The following is a 20,647-nucleotide window of genomic DNA, read 5'->3' as shown; positions in this document are numbered from 1 at the left end:
GTCACGCCCTGGGCGGGGTGCAGCGCATAAGGCCAAACGCCTGACTTCATCTGCCAGGCCCCACGAAAGGATCACTGAACGCATGGGCCGCAGCATCACCGTGCTCTGCTGGAACTTCGAGGCCAACGGCGGCACCGACGCCACCAAGCGCAAGGAGGCCAACCAGCTCCTCGCCTCGCTCCAACCGGACTTGCTCTTTCGGCAGGAGATGTGGGGAGCCGATGCCAAGGGCAAGTCCGTGATGGACTCCATGGAGGAGGACTTGGCCCTGCACGGCTGGCTGGGCCCCTCCTCCCATACCGCCGTCTTCGCCACCCCGACTCTCTTCAGCCCGGTGCGCGGGTGGCCGGACAAGGACGCGGAGACCATCTGGAAGATGCCTCCGACCGTCCAGGGCCTGCGATTCCTCCCCGCAGGACCTGACGCGGTCCCCGTGGTCTGCGGCTCGTACCACCACAACTACGCCTCCTCGACGCAACGGCACGCCGAAGCGGACTGGGCGACCACGTTCGCTGACAAGACGTGGATCACCCCTGCGGGAACAGCCGTCAAACTGCCCGTGCTGATGGGCGGAGACCACAACAGCTACCCCGTCCCCGGCGCCCCCGGCGATCTTCCGCTGCCGGTCCTGGAAGAGATCCGTGACCGGCGACACCGGGTCCACCGCTCCTGTCTCGGTCCCGACGGGACCAGGCGGATGTGTACCTGCCCGGACGAGACCCTGCGCACCGCCGGCCTGGAAGACGTTGCGCGGCACATCGCCGCTCGCAGCGGCAACACCCACTCCCTGGCTCGAACGGTCACCGGCTGTGCGACGCACGGGCCGGACGCGCGCATCGACCGCATCTACGCCTCGGAAGGTCTGCTGCCCGCGGTGTCGGATGTCGACGTGATCGAGGTGCCGCTGGACATGTCGGATCACCACATCGTCCGTGCCCGACTCGACGGAGACACGCCCGCGGACATCCTCCGCCAGGAGGCGCACACCCCCCAGGAGACGGGCGCCGCATGACGGAGGCCGAGGTCCGGGCGCTTGTCGAGACGGCCCTGTCCTGGGATGTGCACGGCGCCGGTCTCCCTGCGGTCGAGGACGCGCTGAGCACGGCCCAGGCATTCACCAGCTACGGCCGGATCCTGATCGATGACCTGCGCACTCAGTGTCTCGCTCTTGCTGACTCGGACGTTGCCACCAGGGCGCAGGCCACCCTCGGCGAAGCGTCCCGGCGGCTCCATCTACTGCCATTGCCCACGAGCGCCTCCCCGCGGTCAGCCGCGCAACGCGCACAAAATCTCGCCCGCCTTTTGCGGAGCCTGCTCCGCACGGTCGAGCAGGTCCACGAGGCACGGGTGCTCATCATGCGCTCTCAGCAGGGGGCGCGCACCATATCGAAAGGCACGCAATGAAGGTCTCGCACGCCGCCATTCTCGGTCTCGCCACCGTTGGAGCCATCCAGATCGCACAGAGGGAACGGCACCAGCGACAGCAGAACGAGACCGCTGTCGCCCGCATCCACCAGGACTACCTGACCCACCTAACCAGCAACCCTCACCTCGCCAAGCTGTGGGCTCCCGAGGACATTGGCCCCGAGCAGTACGTGAAGCTCCTGAACGCCAACCAGCAGATCGCCGCCCTCGAACTGCGCCACCGCTTGGGGCTCGCCCGCGGCCAGAAGCTCTCCTACCTGGCCGAATACCTCATGGGCCGGGAGCACTGCCGCCAATACTGGGCGCGATTCGGCCGCTTCCGTGCGCAGGAGGCGCAGGGCAACAAGCCCAGGGAGCACTTCCACTACGTCATGGACAACGCCTACGTGTCCCGCCGGGAGTCCAAGCCCACAGACGCCTGACCTTCAGACCTCCGCAGTCGACCGTTCATCGCTCCTGTATCCCCTTGCTGCTGCCCGCGCGGTGTGGGATGTCGACGTGATGGACGTGCTGTTGGACATGTCGGTTACCACATCGTCCGTGCCCGACTCGACGGAGACACGCCCGCGGACATCCTCCGCCAGGAGGCGCACGCCCTCAGGACACGGGCGTCACGGCCAACGCCCTCCTGACCCGCCAATCGTGGTGTCAGGGTTTGCGCTCACCTGCCGCTCCAACCCTGACACCCGTCCCACCCAATGTTGTTGCTGGTGAATGAAGGGACCGAAAGGCTTTGAACATGAATGTCAGTGAACGGCAAGGGGACAAAGACATGCGCTTACCCCAGGTGCGGGTAACGGTGAACTCCCGCTGCAAGCGCAGCTGCTTCTACTGCCGTCCCTCGGGGGAGGCGGTGGCGACGGAGTCCAGTGCCGCCTTGGACCCCGACCACCTCATCGCCGTGGCGACCGCCGTGCGGGCACAGGGAGTCGACGGCATCAAGCTGACCGGCGGCGACCCGGCCCTGTACGAACCGCTCGTGGACGCGGTGCGCCGCCTGCGGGTCGAGGCCGGTATGCGGGAGGTGGAGGTGATCTCGCGGCACCCGCGCATCGGCGAACTCGCGCCGGCTCTCGCTGAGGCGGGGGTGACCCTGTTCAACGTCTCGCTCGACACGCTGGATCGCGAGCTGCACCGCGAGGTGTGCGGAGTCGATGACCACGTCGAGGTCCTGGCCGCGATCAAGGCGTGTGTGGCCACCGGAGTCCCGGTCAAGGTCAACGTGGTGGTGATGTCCGGGATCAACACCTCGGAGATCGAACAGCTGGTCGCGTTCTGCGAAGAGGCCGGCGTCCACAGCGTGAAGCTGCTGGACATCATCAAGGACCTCGGCGAGGGCACCGAGAGCTTCGCCCGGCGCCTGGAGATCAAGCGGGGCCGCAAGCTCGATGACCTGTACGTGCCGCTGGAGGACCTCGCCGCGGATCTGCGGGGGCGTGCGATCGACGAGCAGGTAGTCCAGCAGGGTGGCCTGGGGCACCCGATGACCGTTCTGACGATGCCGTCGGGAACGAAGGTGGTCATCAAGGACTCCACCGCCGGCGCCTGGTACGGCTCGGTCTGCCGGGGATGTCCGCTCTTCCCCTGCCACGATGCGCTGATGGCGCTGCGACTGACCGCGGACGCCCGGCTTCAGTTCTGCCTGCTGCGCGAGGACGTCACCGTGGACCTCGCGCCCCTGCTGACCCAGGGAGACGAGGCCGCGCTGGCGGCGCAGGTGGAGGCCGCCTTCGAGATGTACGGCGAGGCGTACTTCCGGCCGGGCAATGCCACGCCTCAGGAACTGATGGAGGCCCACCGGTGAACAGCGTCGACCTCGGAATGCCTTCCCTGTCCCTGGCCACCGGTGCGGTGAGCACGTCCGGCGGGCGGCCGGTGGTGATCCTCTGCTATCCGAAGATCGATCACGAGAAGGACTACGTCTACCACTGGATGCCCTTCTCGCTGCTGACCATCGCCAAGCCGCTGCGCGAGAGCGGACTGGTGGACGTGGTGCTCTTCGACGGCAACCAGCACGACGCCACGGCCTGGGAGCGGCTCCTGGACGAGTACCTGGGCCGGGCGCTATGCATCGGGGTGAGCATCATGACCGGCGGCGGGCAGATCGGCCACGCCCTGGAACTGGTGGCAGCGGCGAAGAAGAGGCTGTTCTGCCCCCCGGTGGTCTTCGGCGGCCCGCACGTCAACGTGCAGCCCGAGCAGACCGCCTCCCACCCGCTGGTCGATGCGGTGCTCCAGGGCCCGGGGCAGAACTCCATGCTCGACTACGTGCGATCCCTGCTGGGGCGCCTTCGCCGACGCGACGTGCCCGGCCTGCGCACCGAGGACGCCGGCCACGTCGTGCAGGGCAAGGTCAACCCGCCCCGCACAGGGAACCTGGGGGCCTACCCTTGGGACCTGCTGGACGTGGCCAAGTACATCCGCAATGACCCGACGGTGGCCAGCCGCACCCTGAACTACGTCTCCAGCCAGGGCTGCGTCTACAACTGCCGGTTCTGCTTCGAACTCACCTACAAGCGCAAGTACTCCGCCATGGCCGCCAAGGACCTCGTCGACGACGTCGCCGAGCTGCACCGGCTCTACGACATCAACGGCGTGAAGTTCTACGACGCCGACTTCTTCGTCAACCTCCGGCGCTCGCTCGGGTTCTGCGACGGGCTCATCGAGCGTGGCCTCGATCTGAAGTGGGCGGCCAGCATCAACCCCAATGATGTGCGCAAGGCGCGCCGGGCGAAGCTGCCGTTGCTGGAGCGGATCGCGGAGTCCGGCTGTTCACGGTTGCTGATGGGCGTCGAGTCTGGAAACGACCGGGTCCTGGCCGATGTCGTCAAGAAGGAGATCACCCGGGAGGGGATCCTCGACGTGGCCGCGGAGATCGCCGGGGCGGGCATCCTGGGTAGCTACACCTTCATCGTCGGCTTTCCCGGGGAGACCGAGGCGGAGATGGAGGACACGTACTCACTGATCGAGGAGCTGCGCGGGCTGAATCCCGTCCCGGAGACGCGCGTGCACCTGTTCGCCCCTTATCCGGGGACGCCGCTGTGGGATGAGGCGCTCGCGAAGGGATTCGAGCCGCCCAGCTCGTTGGAGAACTGGTCGACTTTCGACTACTACACGAGCCTGACGCCGTGGACGTCCGATGCCACCGCCGCGCGGGCCCGGGGCGAGACCCGTATGCGGCTGACCCCCACCCGCTGACGCCCCCTGCCGCCGGTGCCGGCTTTGTCCCGGCACCGGCGGCTTCGCCCAGGAGACTGCCTTGAGTACCGCTCATGTTCTTCCTGCCCCTGTCAACAAGGGCGATCGGATCGGCATCGTGACCGTCTCCGCGCCCGAACCCGCAAGAGACCCCGGTGTCTTCGCCCGGGGGGTCGAGGCCCTGCGTGCCCGGGGCTTCGAGCCGGTCATCGCCGAGCACGCCGTCGGCCTGAACGGCTACCGGGCCGCGAGCGAAGACGAGTTGCTGAAGGACTTTCACGCCTACATCGCCGACCCATCAATCGCTGCGGTGATCTGCGCGGGAGGCGGCAAGAACGCCAACCGGCTCCTGCGGGGCCTGGACTTCCCGCTGATCGTCGCGCACCCCAAGCCGATCGTGGGGGTGAGCGACCCCAGCGTGCTGCTCAACGCGATCACCGCCCGCACGCACATGCCGACCTTCCACGGGCCGTCGGTGATGTGGGACTGGGGCGCCGGGGACGCGCCCGCTCAGACCGCGGACCACTTCACCGCGGTGCTCGCCGGCGAACGCGAGGCGGGCCGGATCGCTGTCCCGCTCGGCTGGGCCTATCCCGGCACCGCCGAGGGCCACCTGGTCGCCGGGTGTCTGTCCTCCCTGCGCTGCTTGCTGGGAACTCCCTGGGAGCCGAACTGGCGGGGCGCGATCTTGGTGTGGGAGGACGCGTTCAAGCCGATCGACGTGCTCGACCAGGCCCTGACCCACTTCCGTGACCGAGGCGTCCTGGACCAGATCGCCGGCATGGTCGTCGGTGAGCTGGTGGGCTGCGAGCCCTCCGGTGGCCGCGGAGCGATCGAGATGGTCACGGACCTGTGCTGCGAGTTCGACTTCCCCATCGCCGTCGGCCTCCCCTTCGGCCACACGCCGCTGAAATACAGCCTGCCCATCGGGGCCGAAGCGCGCCTCGACCACCGCGCCGAGCACGCCCTGACAATCACCTCGCCCTGGACCCGCACCACCCCCGGAGGCACCTCATGACCACCGCCCACCCCGAAGCCCGCCTCTACGGCACCTTCCTGCGCAACAACCCCCAGGAGCACAAGCTCCTCACGCGCCGCGCGGACATGATCCGGGCCATGCGCGAGCACCTCCACGCCATGCAGTTCACGGAGGTCTCCACGCCCGTCCTGTGCCGCGCCCGCGAGAGCGCCCCGATCCCTCAGTTCGATACCACCCACCCTCTGACCGGTGAGCACTTTCACCTGCGCCACTCCGCCCAGGACCATCTGCGACGCCTGGCGGTGGCCGTCGACCGCGTCTATGACCTGGGCAAGATGATCCGCGCCGAACGCGAAGACCCCGTGCGCTCCATTGAGTTCACGATGTGCCAGGCAGCCGCCCGAGACCTGAGCCTCCAGCAGGGCATCGACCTGCTCATCAACGTGGTCCAGCGCGCCGTCACGGTCACCTACAGCACGCTGAAGGCGCCAGCGGTGGACTGGCTCCACATCGGTGTGCGCACCTTCGACGACATGGCCGCCGAGGTCCTGCAAGCCGACGGCGCCCTACCCGAGGAGGAGCTGACCGCCCAGGCACGAATGTGGCTCAGCAGCCACGGCCACACCGCCGGCACCTCCGACACCGCCTGGGAGGTGCTCGAAGAGTTCATGAAGCACGCCCTGGAAGCCAACATCACCGACCCGACCGTGCTGACCGACTTCCCCTACGCGCTGCGTCACAACAGCCGCATCGACGAAGCCAGTGGGCGGGTGCAGCGGTTTTCTCTCATCGCACGGGGCGTCGAAGTCTGCGACGGAGGACTCAAGCTGCGCCACGCCGCCGACTACAAGCCGATGGTGGAGAACAACATCGCCCTGCGCACCCAGTTGCACGGCATCACCGGCGACCCCGGGCCGGTCGACTTCTATGAAGACCTCGGCAGCGAGCCCGCCGACGTGTTCACCTTCGGCCTCGGCGTCGATCGCCTGCTCGCCCTGTGCGAGGGCCGCGGCGTCCACGAAGTGGTCGCCTTCCCCTTCCACTGACCCTCTGCCGAAAGGTCGATCGCCACCATGTCCGAACCGCTGCGCGCCGTCGTGATCACCGAAAGCCTCGAAGGCGGCCGGCTGCCTGAAGCCCTCCGCGCATTGGAGAGCCGCCGCTACCCCCACCTGCTCGACGAACGTACACAGGTCGAGATCATCGAGCTGGCCGTGCCCGCCGCGCAGGCCGCCGGCGTCGCCCTGACCCTCGCGGACGCCGTGCTGCCACGCCTGTACTACGCCCACCTCATCGACAGCCTGCAGATGCTCGTGGCGTTCCCCGACACGGTGGTCCGCATCCACCGCGACGACGCCGCCGCGGTGGAACGGGCCCAGTCCATCGGAGCGCTGTTCGACATCCCTGCCGGCCAGATGCGGTTCGCGGAGATGTGGGACACCGACCACCCGGACGCGCCCGCCCGGCCGGAGGCCCCGGGCCGGTGACCAGCGCCGAAGAGCACGCCGAGGCTCCGCTGGCCGTCATCACCGGCGCCAGTGGAGCCCTTGGCGCGGCCATCCACCAGCAACTGGCCAGCACGCACTGGCGCGTCGTCGCCACCTACAACACCCGGCCACCCCAAGACCCGCCCGCTCCGGGTACCGCCTGGGTGCGATTCGGCGCTGCCGACGACACCAGCACCACCACTCTGCGCCAGGCCGTGGAGGCTCAACACGGCCTCCTCAAGGCGATCTTCGCCTGCGTCGGAGCGCCATCCACCAAGCGCCCGGTCAGCCAGACGCCGGCCGCCGAGTTCGAAGCCGTCTACCAGGCCAACGTCCTCAGCCTGGTGCGGACCTGGCACGCCGTAGCCGACCGCGCCCGACGCGACCACGCGTCCGTCCTCGCAGTCGGGTCCGACGCCGGCCGAGCCGCCCGGGCCCGCAACGGCCCCTACAGCACAGCGAAGGCGGCCCTGGAATCTCTGGTCAGCACCCTCGCGAAGGAAGAACTCCCCCACGGGGTCAGCGTCAACCTGCTCGCCCCGTCGCTGATCGAGTCGCCCCTCGCCCACCAGGTGATGGCCTTGAAAGGCGTCACCGACCCGGAGAGCTACTACCAGGGCCTTCCCTGGGGCCGGCCCCTCCGCCTCGACGAGGTCGCCACTGCCTGCATCGAGCTGGCCACCGCTCCCCAGTGGGCCTACGCCACCGGACAGATCTACCCCCTCGGGGCGGCTCTTTGATGGTCAACACCACCCATGCTCGGCAGCTCGGGATCGTCCAGGTGCTCCGCGCGCGCAGCCACGTGCCGGTCCGTGATCTTGCCGAGCGCTTCGGCGTCACCGACCGCACGATCTACCGCGACATCGAAAACCTCACCGCCCACGGCATCCCGATCCACGCCACCCCCGGTCGCACCGGCGGCTATCGGCTGGTCCCGGAGGACCCGCTCGACCCGCTCACCCTCGACTCCGACCAGGCCATGCGCCTGTACGTCCTCGGATTCCTCGACCCACCAACCGCGGACCGGGCCGCCGAGGAACGCGATCGTGCCGCTGGGGTCAGCGGCACCGTGCAGGAGGTGATGCGACGCCTGGCCCAGCGCATCCACTTCGACACCGCGGACTGGTACTGGCGTGACGAAGGCTCCGGCCACCTGCCCGTACTGCGCACCGCCATGCTCACCGGCACCGCGTTGGAGGTCACCTTCCGCTCCAAGGAGGGAAACCAGCAGACCACCGTGCTCAAGCCGTACGGGGTCGTATGGAAGGCCGGCGAATGGCACCTGGTCGCCGCGCGGCCCACAGGAGCACCCGAGCGATTCCGCCTCAACCTCGTCGACCGGATCCAGCAGACAGACCTGACCTTCGCCTACCCCGAGGACTTCACCGTCGGCGAGTGGTGGACAGGTGCGATGGAGGACTACGGCAAGGGCGACGTCCGGGTCGAGCTGCACGTCGCCCCGGCCGCCCGCGCCGAGCTGCTGCGGCTGAGCCTGAAGTCCACCTCCCAGGTCCACGAGCACGACGACGGCTCGCTGGTGATCGTGCTGTTCGTCGACCGCTGGGAATGGCTGATCCCGCTGGTGACCAGCTACATCCCTGACGTCACCGTCACCGAACCGCCGGAGCTACGCAAAGCGATCACCGCGCAGCTGCGCCACGCCCTCGCCGCCTACGAGAACAGCGGGGCCAAGGGCCCCGCCCTGCCCGACGGGCCGCCGCACGACGACTCCCGCCTGCGATCCACTCACGGCCGCCACCCAGGAGCATGACGTGAAACCCCGCCGCCTCACCCACACCGACACCCTTCAGCTGCCCATCACCGGCAACGGCCCCTTCAGCTTCCGCCACACCGTGTGGAAGCCCTCCCACTACGCCACCGGACTCGAAGCTCACACCGGCACCCGCAGCTGGCGCACCTTCCGCATCAACGACCTCCTCATCGGCGTGGCCCTGTCCGCTGAAGGCGACGAACGGACGGTCATTGCCGAGGTGTTCACCGACGGCGTCTACACGCCCGAACACCGCGACCGTCTCGCCCGCCGACTGACGACCTCCTACGGCCTGGACGAAGACCTCACCCCCTTCACCGCACTCGCCGCCGACGTACCGGCGATGGACGAGCCCCTGCGGGCGCTGGCCGGCATGCGTCAGAGCTGCCCCGAAGACCACTTCGAGATCGCCGTCGTCGCCCTGCTCCTGCAGAACACCACCATCAGCCGCACCACGCAGATGACCCGCAACCTGCTCACCCGCCACGGCCGCCTCGCCCACTTCGACGGCATCACACTGCGGGCCTGGTTCACCCCGGCCGAGATCGCCACAGTCACCGCCGAGGAACTCAAGGAGCACGACAGGCTTGGGTACCGGGCCAAGGCCCTCCCCCAGTTCGCCGCCTTCTTCCGCGACCATCACCCCGAGGACCTGGCAGCCGCCGACAACCTCGTCGAACTCTTCCAACAGATCACGGGCGTCGGCCCCTACACAGCAGCCGTCATGGCCTCCCATGCCTCACGTGACCCCGCCGTCTTCGGAGTCGACGTGTGGAACCGCAAGATCCTCGCCCGACGGCTCCTCGACGCCGAGGACGCCGCCCCCGAAGACATCCACGAACACCTCACCTGCCGCTTCCCCGGCCACGCCGGAACCGCCGCGCTCTACCTCGTCGAGCACGAATACCTCCATGCCCCCGTCGCCCCGCTCCTGCCGCCCGACGCGATCAAGAGCTGGAATAGGGAACTGCACACCTCCGCCTCCTAACGCCGCCCGCCCCAGGGCAAAGGCACGTCGGCACCACTGCCCACCTAGGCATGCCCTCACCGCGCATCGAGCCCGCGCGCCCCACGACCACGAGGCAATCCCACGAAGGGATGAAACACACCGTTCGAGCGCCCGCCCAGCCCTCGGCCAAGGCCACGTCTGCCCTCGACCCCGGAATAGAACATGTATCCACGATCTGCCCCTCCGTCACCCGTTACGGGGGGCAGAAAGGGCCGTTCTTTAGAGCACCTGTACCCATCACCGCCTCCTGGAGAAGACATGAAGTCTGCGCTCGCCCTCGTCCATGGCCCTGTTGGGTTCGAACGACGGCAGCCCACGCCCCCAGGCGCCGGTCAGCTCAGGCACGTAGTTGACGCCGCTTCGCGCCGTGCACCGCGCTTCTTCCGCCCGGATACGTGGTGGTGGGCATGAGTACGGACGAAGAAGCCACCTCCCCGTCAACGCAGCAGCGCGCCAACCTGCCCCGGCCCCGTCAGGAACCGCTGAACCTTCCTCCGGCATTAGGCCCCACGGCACCGGGGGACGGGGATGTGGCAGATGAGCTGGAAGAGGCGTACTGGGCGGTCTACGACGGCGCTGCGGCCAAGTCGACGGTCGGCGAGGTGCTGGTGCGGCTGCCGCGCATCGTGCGGCAGATCGGCCGGCTGGCGTGGCAGGCCGACCGCTCGGCCACGCTGGCGGTCGTCGTGCTTCAGCTGGTCTCCGCGGCGATGGCGGCCTTCGGGCTGGTGGCCTCGGTGAGCGTGCTGCGGGAGCTGTTCGGCCACGGGCCGACGCCCGACAAGGTACGCAACGCGGTGCCGCAGATCCTGCTCGTGGTGGGCTTCCTGTCCGCACGGGCACTCCTGGAGGCCGGGGTCGCCGTCGCGCAGGCGCGGGTGACGCCGAAGATCCGTGCCGCGCTGGAATGTGACTTCCTGCGACTGACCGCGCATGTCCGGCTGGAGGTCGTCGATGACGCCGACTGGCACGACGACGCCTACCGCGCTTCCGACCGCGGCCTGTTCTACGCCCGGCAGATCGTCGGCCAGGTCGTCACCCTGGCCTCCACCCTTCTCGGCCTGATCGGCACGGCGGGCGTCCTCACCTCTCTGCACCCCGCTCTCCTCCCCCTGCTCCTGCTGTCCGTCCTGCCCGTGGGCGCCGCGGCGGTGCGCACGGCACGGGCCCGGTTCCACAGCTTCAAGCGGTACAACGCCCTCCAGCGCCGGGTGCGGGTCTTCTCCTGGCTGCTGCTGGAGCGGGACGCCGCCGCCGAACTGCGCTCCGACACCGCCCAGAACGCCATCCTGGACGAGCACCGCCGACTCACGGTCCGGATCGCCGAGGAAGACACCCAACTCGGCGTGAGTTCCGCCGTACTGACCCTGGCCGGCCGAGCCGTGGGCGGCATCGGAACCGGCGTCACATATGCCGCGCTGGGCGCCATGCTGATCGCCGGCTGGCTGCCCCTCGCCGCCGGAGCCGGCGCCGTCCTGGCGATCCAGACCGGCCAGACCGCGCTGACCCGCTTCGTGGACGTGGCCCATCTGGTCTATGAGCACGCCATGTGGGTCGATGACCTCTTGAAGTTCCAGGAGCGCTGCCGCGGGCTACAACCCCGACGGCGAGCACTGACTGCCCCTGCCACCGTCGCCGCCCTCACCCTGGAGGACGTCGGCTTCACCTACCCCGGCAAGGACACACCCGCGCTGAGCGGCATCTCGATGACACTGAGCGCCGGGGAGACGGTGGCCTTCGTGGGCGTCAACGGCTCCGGGAAGAGCACCTGTTCACGGCTGATCGCCGGGCTGTATGAGGCGGGCGAGGGCACGGTGCGCTGGGACGGGGTGGACGTACGGGACATGGACTCCGAGTCGCTGCAGGCGCGGGTCGCCACCGTGCTCCAGGACCCGGTGCACTTTCCCTTCAGTGCGCTGGCGAACCTTACGGTCTCCCGGGGCACGCTGACCGAGACCGATCCCCAGCGGGCGTTGGACGCCGCGCGGGCCTCGGGCGCCGAGCAGGTCATCGCCGGTCTGCCGGGCACCTGGCAGGCGGTGCTGTCCAAACGGTTCCGAGGCGGCCAGGAATTGTCGGCCGGCCAGTGGGCCAAGATCGCCGTCGCACGAGGGCTTTACAAGAACGCTCCCGTGCTCCTGCTCGATGAACCCACCGCGAGCATGGATCCCAAGGCCGAACACGCCGTGTATCAGGCGGTGTTGCGGAACAAGGGGCGGGACGACCAGATCACGGTACTGATCTCGCATCGGCTGGCGAGCGTCGTCGAGTGCGACCGGATCTACGTCTTCGACGACGGCCGCATCACCGAGTCCGGCTCGCACCAGCAGCTCATGGCCCTCGATGGCGACTACGCCCAGATGTTCACCCTCCAGGCAGCCGGCTACCAGTCCGCTTCCGTGGCCTCCGATTCCCTCCCCAGGACGGTGCATCCGTGACCGAGCAGACCACGCCGGCCGACTCGATCCTGCCCAGTCAGCGTCCGTCGGCGAACGCATCAGTGCTGATCTACAACGGAGCCGGTGACTATCTGCTGCACCTGCGGGACGACATCCCCGGAATCTGGGAGCCAGGAGCGTGGTCCCTGCTTGGCGGCGGCCGTGAGCCGGACGACCGGTCCCTGGAGGAGACGGCGAGACGAGAACTGCGAGAGGAGGCGGGTCTGGACCTCCCCGACCTCGCCCCGTTCGCCATGGAGCAGGCTCGCGACAGCGAGGGCCGGACCGTCCCCATCCAAATCTTCACCGGCCACTGGAACGGCGACCCTGCGACGTTGAACCTGACCGAAGGCGTCATGCTGCACTGGTTCCGGCCAGAGGTCATGCCACGCCTTCGCATGGCCCCCTCGACCCGCGACCTGATCCGCCGCCACGTCGAACTTCTCCGGCCCGACGGCGTGGCGGCTGCCGCTGAGACGGCCACGGGCAACAGCACTCCGACCGGCCAGCCCCGTCCTCCCTCAGCGCCGTCCAGAGGCGGAAGAACCGTCCTCAATGGCATCGGGGCGCATCTCTATCTGGAAAACGCCGACGGCAAGGTCCTCCTTGGTATGCGCCATCGCGACTCCGTCTACGCAGGTGCCATGTGGCACTTTCTGGCCGGCCACTGCGAGCAGGAGTCCGCTCTCGCATGCATGGTCCGCGAGGCTGATGAAGAAGCGGGTCTGCGGATCGAGCCCTGCGACGTCGAACTCGTGCATGTCGTCCACCTCGTGGACACACCCGGCGGTCAGCCCCGGATGCAGATGGTCTTCCGGGCTCGCCGGTGGTCGGGGACTCCGGAAGTCCGGGAGCCGGACAAGTGCACGAGCTGGCGCTTCTGGCCTCCAGAGAGTCTCCCGGTGCCGATCGTGCCCTACACCCGGGCCGCCATCGACGGCATCCGCGCAGGACACCTCTACACGGAGATGGGGTGGGCGCATGACTGCTGAGATGACTCCAACCGGCCTACCGGGAGACGATCTACCCCACGCCCCCTCCTTGCCCGCGCGTACCGGCGCTTCAAAGCCGACAGATGCGGCGGCATCAGCACGGGAGGCGATGGTCGCCCGGCTGGAGAGGGCTGATTCCCTTGGCCCCGGACCGGTGCGCGAGGCTCTGCTCGCGTTGCCGCGCGAGGTGCTGATGCCGCAGGCGTACGTCCGCCGCAGCGATCTCGATGAACGTCCACCGCGCTGGGACCTGCTGGACTGGTCAGAGCCCGGTGACCGCGCCGAGCTGCTCTCGGTGCTGTACGGCGGTGAGAGCGTGCTGATCCAGCACGACGGTGAGCCCCTCGCGGGCCGACTGCGAGGGGCTCGGTCGGGCGGGGCGATCACATCCATGTCGACCGTGATGAGCCTGACCGCTTCCCTGTTGGAGGAGCTGGGCCTGCGGCCCGGGCAGCGGGTGCTCGACGTCGGCACCGGCGCCGGTGTGACCGCGGCGGTGGCCTGCCGCATCTGCGGGCCCAACGGGGTGGTCACGCTCGACCGCGACCGGAATATCGCGACAGCCGCCCGGGCGCGGCTGGCGGCGCTCGGATACCGACCCGCCGTGGTGAGCGGCAGCGGGGAGGACGGCTGGTCCGAGCGCGGCCCGTACGACCGGATCTTCGTCTCCGTCGCGTTCCCGCGCGTGCCGGAAGCTTTGATGGACCAACTGGCGCCCGGAGGCACGCTGTTGATGCACATCACGACGGCGTCGCCGTCGTGGCCTGCGCTGGCCGTGGTCTCCCGGGAACTGGACGGACCGATCATCTCGCAGCTGCGGGCGGTGGAGTTCGCCCACCGGGCGGGACACGGCCGGAAGCAGATCTTCCTGTCCCAGCAGCTCCGTGAGCGCATCGAGGCCAAGCGCACCGACGGCACTGAGGCCCAGGTCTTCCGCTCATCCGAGGCACCGCCATCGGAGGAGGCCCGCGGCTTCTGGCTCGCGCTGGACGCCCTGCACCCGGGCCTGGTGCGGCACCGGGGCGTCGACGACCTGGCGATCGGCGCGCCCGAGTGCGGCTCCTGGATGGTCGCCCGCCCGGACGGGAGCGGCGCCTGTGCGGTCACAGCCAGTGGACCGCGGAACATCTGGGCCGAGATCCACGACACGACCATCCGCTGGCGGGCCGCCGGCGAACCGGAGGTCTACCGGCTCGACCTTGACGCGGACGGCGAACAGAGGGTGAGCGCAGGCCGCGGGCAGGGGGCCTTGACCTGGCGACTTCACGCACCGTACGCGGAGACCGAGGAGGCTGCACGATGAACCGCACCACCACGGGAGACGAGCCGATGAGCGCGAGGCCCGCTGCCCGCGTGTTGTCCGGCGGGTGCCTGTGCCGCCGGATCCGGTTCGCCCTCACGGGAGAGGCCGACTACCCCCACACATGCAGTTGCCCGCACTGCCAGAAGCTGTCGGGTGGCCCGATGATGTCCTGGGTCTCCTTCCCTCTGAGCGGGCTGACGTGGACCGGGGAGGGCGGCGAGCCGGCCTGGCACTACACCTGGCCCGATTCCCGGCGCGGATTCTGTCCGGGCTGCGGGAGCCAGGTGTGCGCGCTCGACGACGGTGCCGTCAGCATCGCGATCACTCTGTCCTCGCTGGATGACGCCTCCGGTTTCGTGCCGGTCAACCAGAGCTTCCGCGAGGACGCCGTCGCCTGGCTGCCCCACGTTCCGGACACCCAACACGGCAGCATCACCTGACCCACCCGAGCGCCCGTTCAGCAGAAGCCGGGAGAGGGTTCTGCCGCCCGGATCGGCCCCTGTGCTCGCACGATCGGAGGCCGTGCCCCGCTTGGCCGGTGTGCCCGACAGCCAAGACCGGCCCGAGCCGGTGCCGGCCGGGCGATGCCGCCCGCGGCACGCCTCCGTGCCATCTACCACCTGGGAACCCCCGTACAACGCTGATGAGGAGTGAAAGCTGTGGCATACGACCGCGCCGAATGGTCTCGGCACTACGACGACGATCGCGGATTCCGTCCCCTCCGTGACTCGGAGAGAGACCTGCTCGCCCGGCACGCGCCCGCCCCGGACAGTGGGCGCGCTCTGGAGCTGGGCTGCGGCACCGGCGAACTCGCCGTCTTCCTCGCCGAACTCGGATACACCGTCGATGCGGTCGACTTCGCCGAGGGCGCCTTGGCTCGTGCCCGGAAGGAACGGACGGGCACCGAGCGGGTGCGGTGGTTGTGCCTGGACATCGAGCGCGACGATCCGGCGGAGCTGAGCGAGGACGGCTACGACCTGATCACCCTGCGCCTGGTCTTCCCCTTCCTCCACGACCGCACCCGGATCCTGCACAGCCTCGCTGGTCGCCTGCGGGCAGGCGGCACCCTTGTGGTGATCACGCCAGTGGCGGCGACCACTCCGAAGGAGCGGCGGCACATCGCGCTGAACGAGGAAGAGATCAGCCTGCTGGCCGAAGGGTGGGCGCAAGTGGAGCGGTTCGAGGCGGAGGGCCTGGCCGTCCTCGTGCTGCGCAGCCCCGCTGGAGACTGCGCCGTGGTGGAAAAGAGCCGGCCGGAGCCGCAGGCCGTGGTCGGAGTGTGTGCGGTAGTGACCGACGACTGCGGGCGCGTGCTGCTCGGCCGGTCGACACGGGGCATGTGGGAGCTGCCTGGCGGGCGCGTCGAACCCGGCGAGTCCTTCCAGGCGGCAGGGGTGCGGGAGCTGGCCGAGGAGACCGACCTGACGGCCGACCTCGGCGACGCCCACCTGTTGACCATCCTCCACGACGACCGGGCGGACGTCCGGCGCCTGTCCGCGGTGGTCCGTGTGAGCGCGTGGGACGGCACGCTCGCGCTGCCCGAGCCGCACAGTTTCCGGCGGTGGGAGTGGCACGACCTGCACGCCCTGGCCGGACTGGGCTCGGTCTTCGCTCCTTCTGCCCAGGCTTTGGAGGCGGTGTGGCCCGGTGTCCTGCCCGGCCTGCCGCCGGTGCACGCCTACCCGCACGCCATCCCGCATCCGGCCATCGGGGGCGAACCGGCCGAAGCGGTCCGCCTGCGGCAGGAGATGGCCGAGCGCGTCATCGCCGGGGGCTGGGCTCCCTCCCCCGTGGTCCAAGACGCTCTGAGGACGGTGCCGCGGCACCGGTTCATTCCGGAAAGCCCGTTGCGAACCGCCTACGACGACGACCTGGCCGTCGTCACCAGCCGGGATGGGACCGGGACGGCCATCAGTTCCGTATCGGCGGCTTGGCTGCAATCGGACATGATCGAGAAGCTGCACTTGGAACCAGGGATGACGGTGTTCGAGGCGGGCTCCGGCGGCTACAACGCCGAACTGATGGCCCACGTCGGCGGCGCGACCGGGCGCGTGGTGACCGTGGACCTCGACCCGTACGTCGTCCACCGCACCCACCGGATTACCGCCGAGGCCGGCCGCGGTCAGGTGACGGTGCTGCTGGGCGACGGCAGCCAGGGCGCACCCGAGCACACGCCGCGCGGTGGCTTCGACGGCAGCATGATCACCCACAGCTGCTGGGATATTGCCCCCGCTTGGCGAGAACAGCTGGCCGAGGGCCGGTATCTGGTGCTGCCGCTGGAGATCCACGGCTACACCCGCGCCATCGCGCTCCAGCGGCACGGCGACGTGCTGCACGCACGGGACTGGACCTACTGCGAGTTCGTCCGCGACCGCGGGGCCGCCGCCCGCACCACCCCGATCACCGGCCTGGCCGGGGGCGAATTCCAGCTGTGCCAAGAGGACGGCACGCCCCCAGATCCCGCGGGCCTGGAGGAGGCGTTGCGAGGCCCGCGGCACGAGCTGCCCACCGGCGTCACCGTTGCGGGAATGGAGTCCTTCGAGACCCTCCAGCTCTATGCGGCCACCACGCTGCCGGGTTTCTGCCGGATGGCCGGCGCCCGGGACAGTGCTCTGGCCGCCCTCCCGTACGGCGCGGACACCGCCACTACCGTCGCGGACGGATCACTGGCGTACCTCACTCACATCCTGGTCAAAGACGGAGAGACGCCGGAAGAGCGCCGCTCCGAGTTCATCATCCACGCCGTCGGCCCGGCTCGCGACGAGCTGGCAGAGCGAATGGCCGCCTGCGTACAGTCCTGGGACCAGCACGTCCGCGGGAACGGCTACCCGCAGATGACCGTGCACCCCACAGGCACCCCCGACCACGAACTCCCCACCGGGCACGTCCTGGACAAGACCTCCTCCCGCCTGGTCTTCCAGTGGCCGGGCCAGCACCCCGCCGCGCAGATCACGGTCGAAGAAGCCGTCCTCGCAGAGGCCGGAGGCAGCCGATGACCGCGAAGACGGACCAGACAACGCCGCCGTCGGCAGGGCCCGGCCCGGTGATGAACACCTGGGAGACGATCGGCCGACTTGCCCGTCGCTTCGACGCCCACGACGACGCCCGTGGCCTGGATCAGGCACAGCAGTGGACCTTGCAGGTACTGAAGATTGCCGAGGAGACCGGCGAAGCCTCCCAAGCCGTCATCGGTGCCCGCGGCACCAACCCCCGCAAGGGCCACAGCCACACCTGGCAGGACGTCCACGCCGAAGTCGCAGACATCATCATCACGGGCATGGTCGCCCTCGCGCGCATGCGCCCCGACGACGCGGAGCAGTATCTCAGACGTCAACTGGCGGCGAAGGCCGCCAAGTTCCTTCCGGCTGCGTCGGCCGCCGACCGTCCGTCCCCCCGGGAGACAGCATGAGTGGAACGTGGCTTCCTCCCGAGCAGTACATCGCGACTCTGCCCAAAGCCACCGCCTACGGGTGCCTGTTCTTCACCGACGAGGCATACCGCCCGCTCCAACTGCGTGCTGCCCGTAACCCTGACCTGTGGCAGTGGCCCGATGGCAACATGGATCCGGGTGAAACGCCCTGGCAGTGCGCGCTCCGCGAGTGCCTCGAAGAGACCGGATTGCGTCTCGTTGTCGAACCGCAGCTGCTGGCCATGCACTTCCTGCCCCCGCTCGGGCAGTGGACCACCCACAAGATCGGTTTCATCTTCGACGGCGGCCAGCTGACCAGGAAGCAGATCGACAGCATCGTCCTGGACCGGGACGAGCACACTGAGGTCGCCGTCAAGCCACTGGACGTCTGGAAGAAGGAGATGTCCACATCCTCCTTCGTCCGGCTCCAGGCGGTCGCCCGCGCCCGCCATACCCGATCGGTCTGCTACCTGGAACAGACAGCCCTGGCATAGCCCGAGGGGGGCGGAGCCTCTCCGCTCCCTCGGGCGCGACCAGCATCCCTCGACCGAAGGAGATCAGTGGACACCTCCGCCAGCAGCGCCTCGGCTGCCGCGCCCGGACAACCAGAGATGTCACACGAGGAATACGCGCGCTCACGGCATTCGGTCTGGCTCGGCGCGGCAGCGTTGTTCACCGACGAGATCGGCCGTGTCCTGCTGGTCAATCCGACCTACCGCACGAAGTGGCTGCTGCCGGGCGGCTGCGTAGAAGCAGGCGAAGGCCCCGATCAGACCTGCCGGCGCGAAGTCCACGAGGAACTGGGCTTGTCGATGCCACCGGGACGGCTTCTGGCCGTGCACTGGCTCGCCCCCGGGCACCCGGACCGCACCGAGGGAATGCCCTTTCCCGGCGAGGTCCGCTACGTGATGGACGGCGGAACCCTCACCGCACGGGACATCGCCAGGATGCGTCTGCCCCAGGACGAGCTGAGCGGATACGAGTTCCTCGACTCGCGCGCGGCGGCCGAGCGGATGACCCCGATCGACGCACAGATCATGCTGGCCGCACTGCGCGCCCGCCTGGCCGGCACCACCGCCCACCTCTCTGGAGGCCAGCACGTCGGCGCCATGCCACCACTGGACCGGCACCAGGTCCACACCCGGCCCCGGGCCGGACGCGACTGGCCCTGGCACCCCGGCCACGCCCCGGAAGACCTCCCCATCCCGCAGGCGTGGGGCTGGCTGTTCGCCCCCGACGGCCGGGTAGTGCTGGTCATCGACCCGGCAGAACCGTTGGCCATGCTGCCCGGCGGCACCATCGAACCCACCGACGCCTCACCGGAAGCCGCCCTGGTGCGCGAAGCCGCCGAAGAAGCACAACTCACCCTCGGCGAAGTGAAGCGGTTGGGCTGGGTCTACGACGCCACCGGAGCGGTCTACGGAGGGCTCGGCGAGTGCGCCCGACTGCGGCTGGCCGCGCCCGTCACCGCGGCCGGCCCCTCCTTGGCTGATCCGGCCACCGGGCGACAGTTCACCCGGTTGCTGGCCACGCCGCATCAGGCCGCTGCCCTCCTCGGCTGGGGTGCACAGGGCCATCACCAAGCCGAACATGCCGCACACATCGCCCGCAGCCGGTGGGGCATCCCGCTCGCCACACAATCACCGATCACCGAACTTCCCTCCCGGGGTGGGCTGTCCTGACACACCCACTCACCCACGACAGGAGATGATCTTGATACGGCTAGCAAACTTGAACGCCTACAAGCTGAGGCTCACCGATCGGGGCAGCCCTGGGTGGCAGGCCCGGGTCAGCGCAATCCGGGAGATCAACCCGGATGTGCGCCCGCTACCGCGGACATCCCGGGGTTCCTTCGTTGTCCACGGACTGGGCTCGCATCTGCCTTGCCCACGGCCGAAGCTCGCTAATGGAGATGCGGCGTCCGTCCCAGCCAGAAGGCAGCGACCGAGGTCTGTTCGGTGGCACTGGTGGACCCGTCGTGGGGCAGGAACTCGGTCGGCGCGATGTAGCCCTCGCCTGGCTTGAGGCGGATGCGTAGGCAGCGCAGAGGGTGGCCTTCAGCGACGTACCGGCGGATGTCCTCGGTGTGGGGGTAGTGGCGCTGAACGTCGACGCCGAGGTCTTGGCAGATCTGTTGGATGTCTCGGTCGGCGAGCAGGAGGTAGCGCGGGCCTGGGCCGAGGTTGAGGCAGAGGCGTCGGCGGCCCTCGTGACGCCGGGCGTACGGGAGCCGGTCGAAGTTGTCGACGTGCAGGCCAATGCGAAGGCCGTTGCCGGAGTCCTGCGTGGTGGTGGCCGCGTCCGGAGGGCTGGCGGTGCAACCCAGGAGTTCGGTGGGCCAGCCGCGGGGCAGCGAGTCGAGGCAAGCGGCAGCGTTCATGCGGCCGGCCTCGTCGTCCGTGGCGAAGGGCGGCAGTGGCCGGCGTATCAGCTCGATCCGGACGCTGTCCGGGGTGGCGTCCCCGGCTTGTAGGCATTCGGCGTCGTCACGGGTGAGGGGCTGCCAGGGCCCGTGTGGGACGACGGATCCGTCGTCGTATCCGTCCTCGTCGCTGGTCAGCCCGACGGAGGCGAACCAGCACCGGCCGACCAGTTCCTCGGACTCACTGAACGCGAGCGGTATGCCCATAACTCCC

20 protein-coding genes are annotated in these 20,647 nt (G+C 69.2%); 19 read left to right on the top strand and 1 reads right to left on the bottom strand.

Annotation, left to right across the window (positions count from 1 at the left end; translation table 11 throughout):
- The first annotated feature begins 82 nt into the window (after positions 1-82).
- The 19 genes from AC3EUV_RS00990 (at position 83) to AC3EUV_RS00900 (ending at position 19,693) form a co-directional block, all read left to right on the top strand.
- Positions 83-1,012: an exonuclease/endonuclease/phosphatase family protein gene (locus tag AC3EUV_RS00990; RefSeq protein WP_435601894.1), complete on the top strand. Its 930-nt coding sequence runs from the start codon at positions 83-85 to the stop codon at positions 1,010-1,012.
- Complete coding sequence (locus tag AC3EUV_RS00985) at positions 1,009-1,404, top strand: DUF6415 family natural product biosynthesis protein (protein ID WP_432141134.1); 396 nt, start codon at positions 1,009-1,011, stop codon at positions 1,402-1,404. Before AC3EUV_RS00990 ends, AC3EUV_RS00985 begins: the two co-directional genes overlap by 4 nt.
- A complete protein-coding gene (locus tag AC3EUV_RS00980) occupies positions 1,401-1,847 on the top strand; it encodes a DUF6082 family protein (protein WP_432141133.1) in 447 nt (148 codons plus the stop codon). Before AC3EUV_RS00985 ends, AC3EUV_RS00980 begins: the two co-directional genes overlap by 4 nt.
- Before the next feature lie 350 nt (positions 1,848-2,197).
- Entirely contained in the window at positions 2,198-3,229 is a 1,032-nt protein-coding gene (locus AC3EUV_RS00975) for a radical SAM protein (protein WP_432141132.1), read from the top strand.
- Positions 3,226-4,623 (top strand): B12-binding domain-containing radical SAM protein, encoded by a 1,398-nt coding sequence (locus tag AC3EUV_RS00970; RefSeq protein ID WP_432141131.1) that lies wholly within the window; start codon positions 3,226-3,228, stop codon positions 4,621-4,623. The genes AC3EUV_RS00975 and AC3EUV_RS00970 overlap by 4 nt, the downstream gene beginning before the upstream one ends.
- Positions 4,624-4,684: 61 nt before the next feature.
- Positions 4,685-5,641 carry a S66 peptidase family protein gene (locus tag AC3EUV_RS00965; RefSeq protein WP_435601893.1) on the top strand — a complete coding sequence of 319 codons (957 nt, stop codon included), beginning with the start codon at positions 4,685-4,687 and terminating at the stop codon, positions 5,639-5,641.
- Positions 5,638-6,648 carry an amino acid--tRNA ligase-related protein gene (locus AC3EUV_RS00960; protein WP_432141129.1) on the top strand — a complete coding sequence of 337 codons (1,011 nt, stop codon included), beginning with the start codon at positions 5,638-5,640 and terminating at the stop codon, positions 6,646-6,648. The genes AC3EUV_RS00965 and AC3EUV_RS00960 overlap by 4 nt, the downstream gene beginning before the upstream one ends.
- 27 nt (positions 6,649-6,675) lie before the next feature.
- The gene (locus AC3EUV_RS00955; protein WP_432141128.1) at positions 6,676-7,089 is read left to right on the top strand and encodes a hypothetical protein; all 414 of its coding nucleotides are present in this window, start codon (positions 6,676-6,678) and stop codon (positions 7,087-7,089) included.
- Complete coding sequence (locus AC3EUV_RS00950; RefSeq protein WP_432141127.1) at positions 7,086-7,829, top strand: SDR family NAD(P)-dependent oxidoreductase; 744 nt, start codon at positions 7,086-7,088, stop codon at positions 7,827-7,829. Before AC3EUV_RS00955 ends, AC3EUV_RS00950 begins: the two co-directional genes overlap by 4 nt.
- The gene (locus AC3EUV_RS00945) at positions 7,829-8,860 is read left to right on the top strand and encodes a helix-turn-helix transcriptional regulator (RefSeq protein WP_432141126.1); all 1,032 of its coding nucleotides are present in this window, start codon (positions 7,829-7,831) and stop codon (positions 8,858-8,860) included. Before AC3EUV_RS00950 ends, AC3EUV_RS00945 begins: the two co-directional genes overlap by 1 nt.
- 1 nt (position 8,861) lies before the next feature.
- Entirely contained in the window at positions 8,862-9,848 is a 987-nt protein-coding gene (locus AC3EUV_RS00940; protein ID WP_432141125.1) for a DNA-3-methyladenine glycosylase family protein, read from the top strand.
- 428 nt (positions 9,849-10,276) lie between these two features.
- A complete protein-coding gene (locus AC3EUV_RS00935; protein WP_432141124.1) occupies positions 10,277-12,307 on the top strand; it encodes an ABC transporter ATP-binding protein in 2,031 nt (676 codons plus the stop codon).
- The gene (locus AC3EUV_RS00930) at positions 12,304-13,299 is read left to right on the top strand and encodes an NUDIX domain-containing protein (RefSeq protein ID WP_432141123.1); all 996 of its coding nucleotides are present in this window, start codon (positions 12,304-12,306) and stop codon (positions 13,297-13,299) included. The genes AC3EUV_RS00935 and AC3EUV_RS00930 overlap by 4 nt, the downstream gene beginning before the upstream one ends.
- A gap of 154 nt (positions 13,300-13,453) precedes the next feature.
- Complete coding sequence (locus AC3EUV_RS00925; protein WP_432141122.1) at positions 13,454-14,602, top strand: methyltransferase domain-containing protein; 1,149 nt, start codon at positions 13,454-13,456, stop codon at positions 14,600-14,602.
- Positions 14,599-15,042, top strand: coding sequence for a GFA family protein (locus AC3EUV_RS00920; protein ID WP_432141121.1), 444 nt, complete (start codon positions 14,599-14,601; stop codon positions 15,040-15,042). The genes AC3EUV_RS00925 and AC3EUV_RS00920 overlap by 4 nt, the downstream gene beginning before the upstream one ends.
- 219 nt (positions 15,043-15,261) lie before the next feature.
- Positions 15,262-17,598, top strand: coding sequence for a methyltransferase, FxLD system (gene fxlM, locus AC3EUV_RS00915; RefSeq protein ID WP_435601892.1), 2,337 nt, complete (start codon positions 15,262-15,264; stop codon positions 17,596-17,598).
- Complete coding sequence (locus AC3EUV_RS00910) at positions 17,595-18,011, top strand: MazG-like family protein (protein ID WP_432141119.1); 417 nt, start codon at positions 17,595-17,597, stop codon at positions 18,009-18,011. Before fxlM ends, AC3EUV_RS00910 begins: the two co-directional genes overlap by 4 nt.
- Positions 18,008-18,505, top strand: coding sequence for an NUDIX domain-containing protein (locus AC3EUV_RS00905; RefSeq protein ID WP_432141118.1), 498 nt, complete (start codon positions 18,008-18,010; stop codon positions 18,503-18,505). Before AC3EUV_RS00910 ends, AC3EUV_RS00905 begins: the two co-directional genes overlap by 4 nt.
- A 66-nt stretch (positions 18,506-18,571) precedes the next feature.
- Complete coding sequence (locus AC3EUV_RS00900) at positions 18,572-19,693, top strand: NUDIX hydrolase (protein ID WP_432141117.1); 1,122 nt, start codon at positions 18,572-18,574, stop codon at positions 19,691-19,693.
- 221 nt (positions 19,694-19,914) lie between these two features.
- On the opposite strand, the gene AC3EUV_RS00895 is transcribed toward AC3EUV_RS00900, so the two are convergent.
- The gene (locus tag AC3EUV_RS00895) at positions 19,915-20,640 is read right to left on the bottom strand and encodes a hypothetical protein (protein ID WP_432141116.1); all 726 of its coding nucleotides are present in this window, start codon (positions 20,638-20,640) and stop codon (positions 19,915-19,917) included.
- Positions 20,641-20,647: the final 7 nt, after the last annotated feature.

It is taken from the genome of Streptomyces sp. bgisy130 (assembly GCF_057708345.1).
This window is presented reverse-complemented; position numbering and strand designations above follow the sequence as displayed.

Excerpts from the sequence above, each read along its gene's own strand:
- AC3EUV_RS00980 (WP_432141133.1), top strand. The coding sequence starts at position 1,401 with ATGAAGGTCTCGCACGCCGCCATTCTCGGTCTCGCCACCGTTGGAGCC.
- AC3EUV_RS00910 (WP_432141119.1), top strand. The coding sequence starts at position 17,595 with ATGACCGCGAAGACGGACCAGACAACGCCGCCGTCGGCAGGGCCCGGC.
- AC3EUV_RS00985 (WP_432141134.1), top strand. The coding sequence starts at position 1,009 with ATGACGGAGGCCGAGGTCCGGGCGCTTGTCGAGACGGCCCTGTCCTGG.
- AC3EUV_RS00945 (WP_432141126.1), top strand. The coding sequence starts at position 7,829 with ATGGTCAACACCACCCATGCTCGGCAGCTCGGGATCGTCCAGGTGCTC.
- AC3EUV_RS00905 (WP_432141118.1), top strand. The coding sequence starts at position 18,008 with ATGAGTGGAACGTGGCTTCCTCCCGAGCAGTACATCGCGACTCTGCCC.
- AC3EUV_RS00975 (WP_432141132.1), top strand. The coding sequence starts at position 2,198 with ATGCGCTTACCCCAGGTGCGGGTAACGGTGAACTCCCGCTGCAAGCGC.
- AC3EUV_RS00960 (WP_432141129.1), top strand. The coding sequence starts at position 5,638 with ATGACCACCGCCCACCCCGAAGCCCGCCTCTACGGCACCTTCCTGCGC.
- AC3EUV_RS00935 (WP_432141124.1), top strand. The coding sequence starts at position 10,277 with ATGAGTACGGACGAAGAAGCCACCTCCCCGTCAACGCAGCAGCGCGCC.
- AC3EUV_RS00955 (WP_432141128.1), top strand. The coding sequence starts at position 6,676 with ATGTCCGAACCGCTGCGCGCCGTCGTGATCACCGAAAGCCTCGAAGGC.
- AC3EUV_RS00895 (WP_432141116.1), bottom strand. The coding sequence starts at position 20,640 with ATGGGCATACCGCTCGCGTTCAGTGAGTCCGAGGAACTGGTCGGCCGG.
- AC3EUV_RS00920 (WP_432141121.1), top strand. The coding sequence starts at position 14,599 with ATGAACCGCACCACCACGGGAGACGAGCCGATGAGCGCGAGGCCCGCT.
- AC3EUV_RS00990 (WP_435601894.1), top strand. The coding sequence starts at position 83 with ATGGGCCGCAGCATCACCGTGCTCTGCTGGAACTTCGAGGCCAACGGC.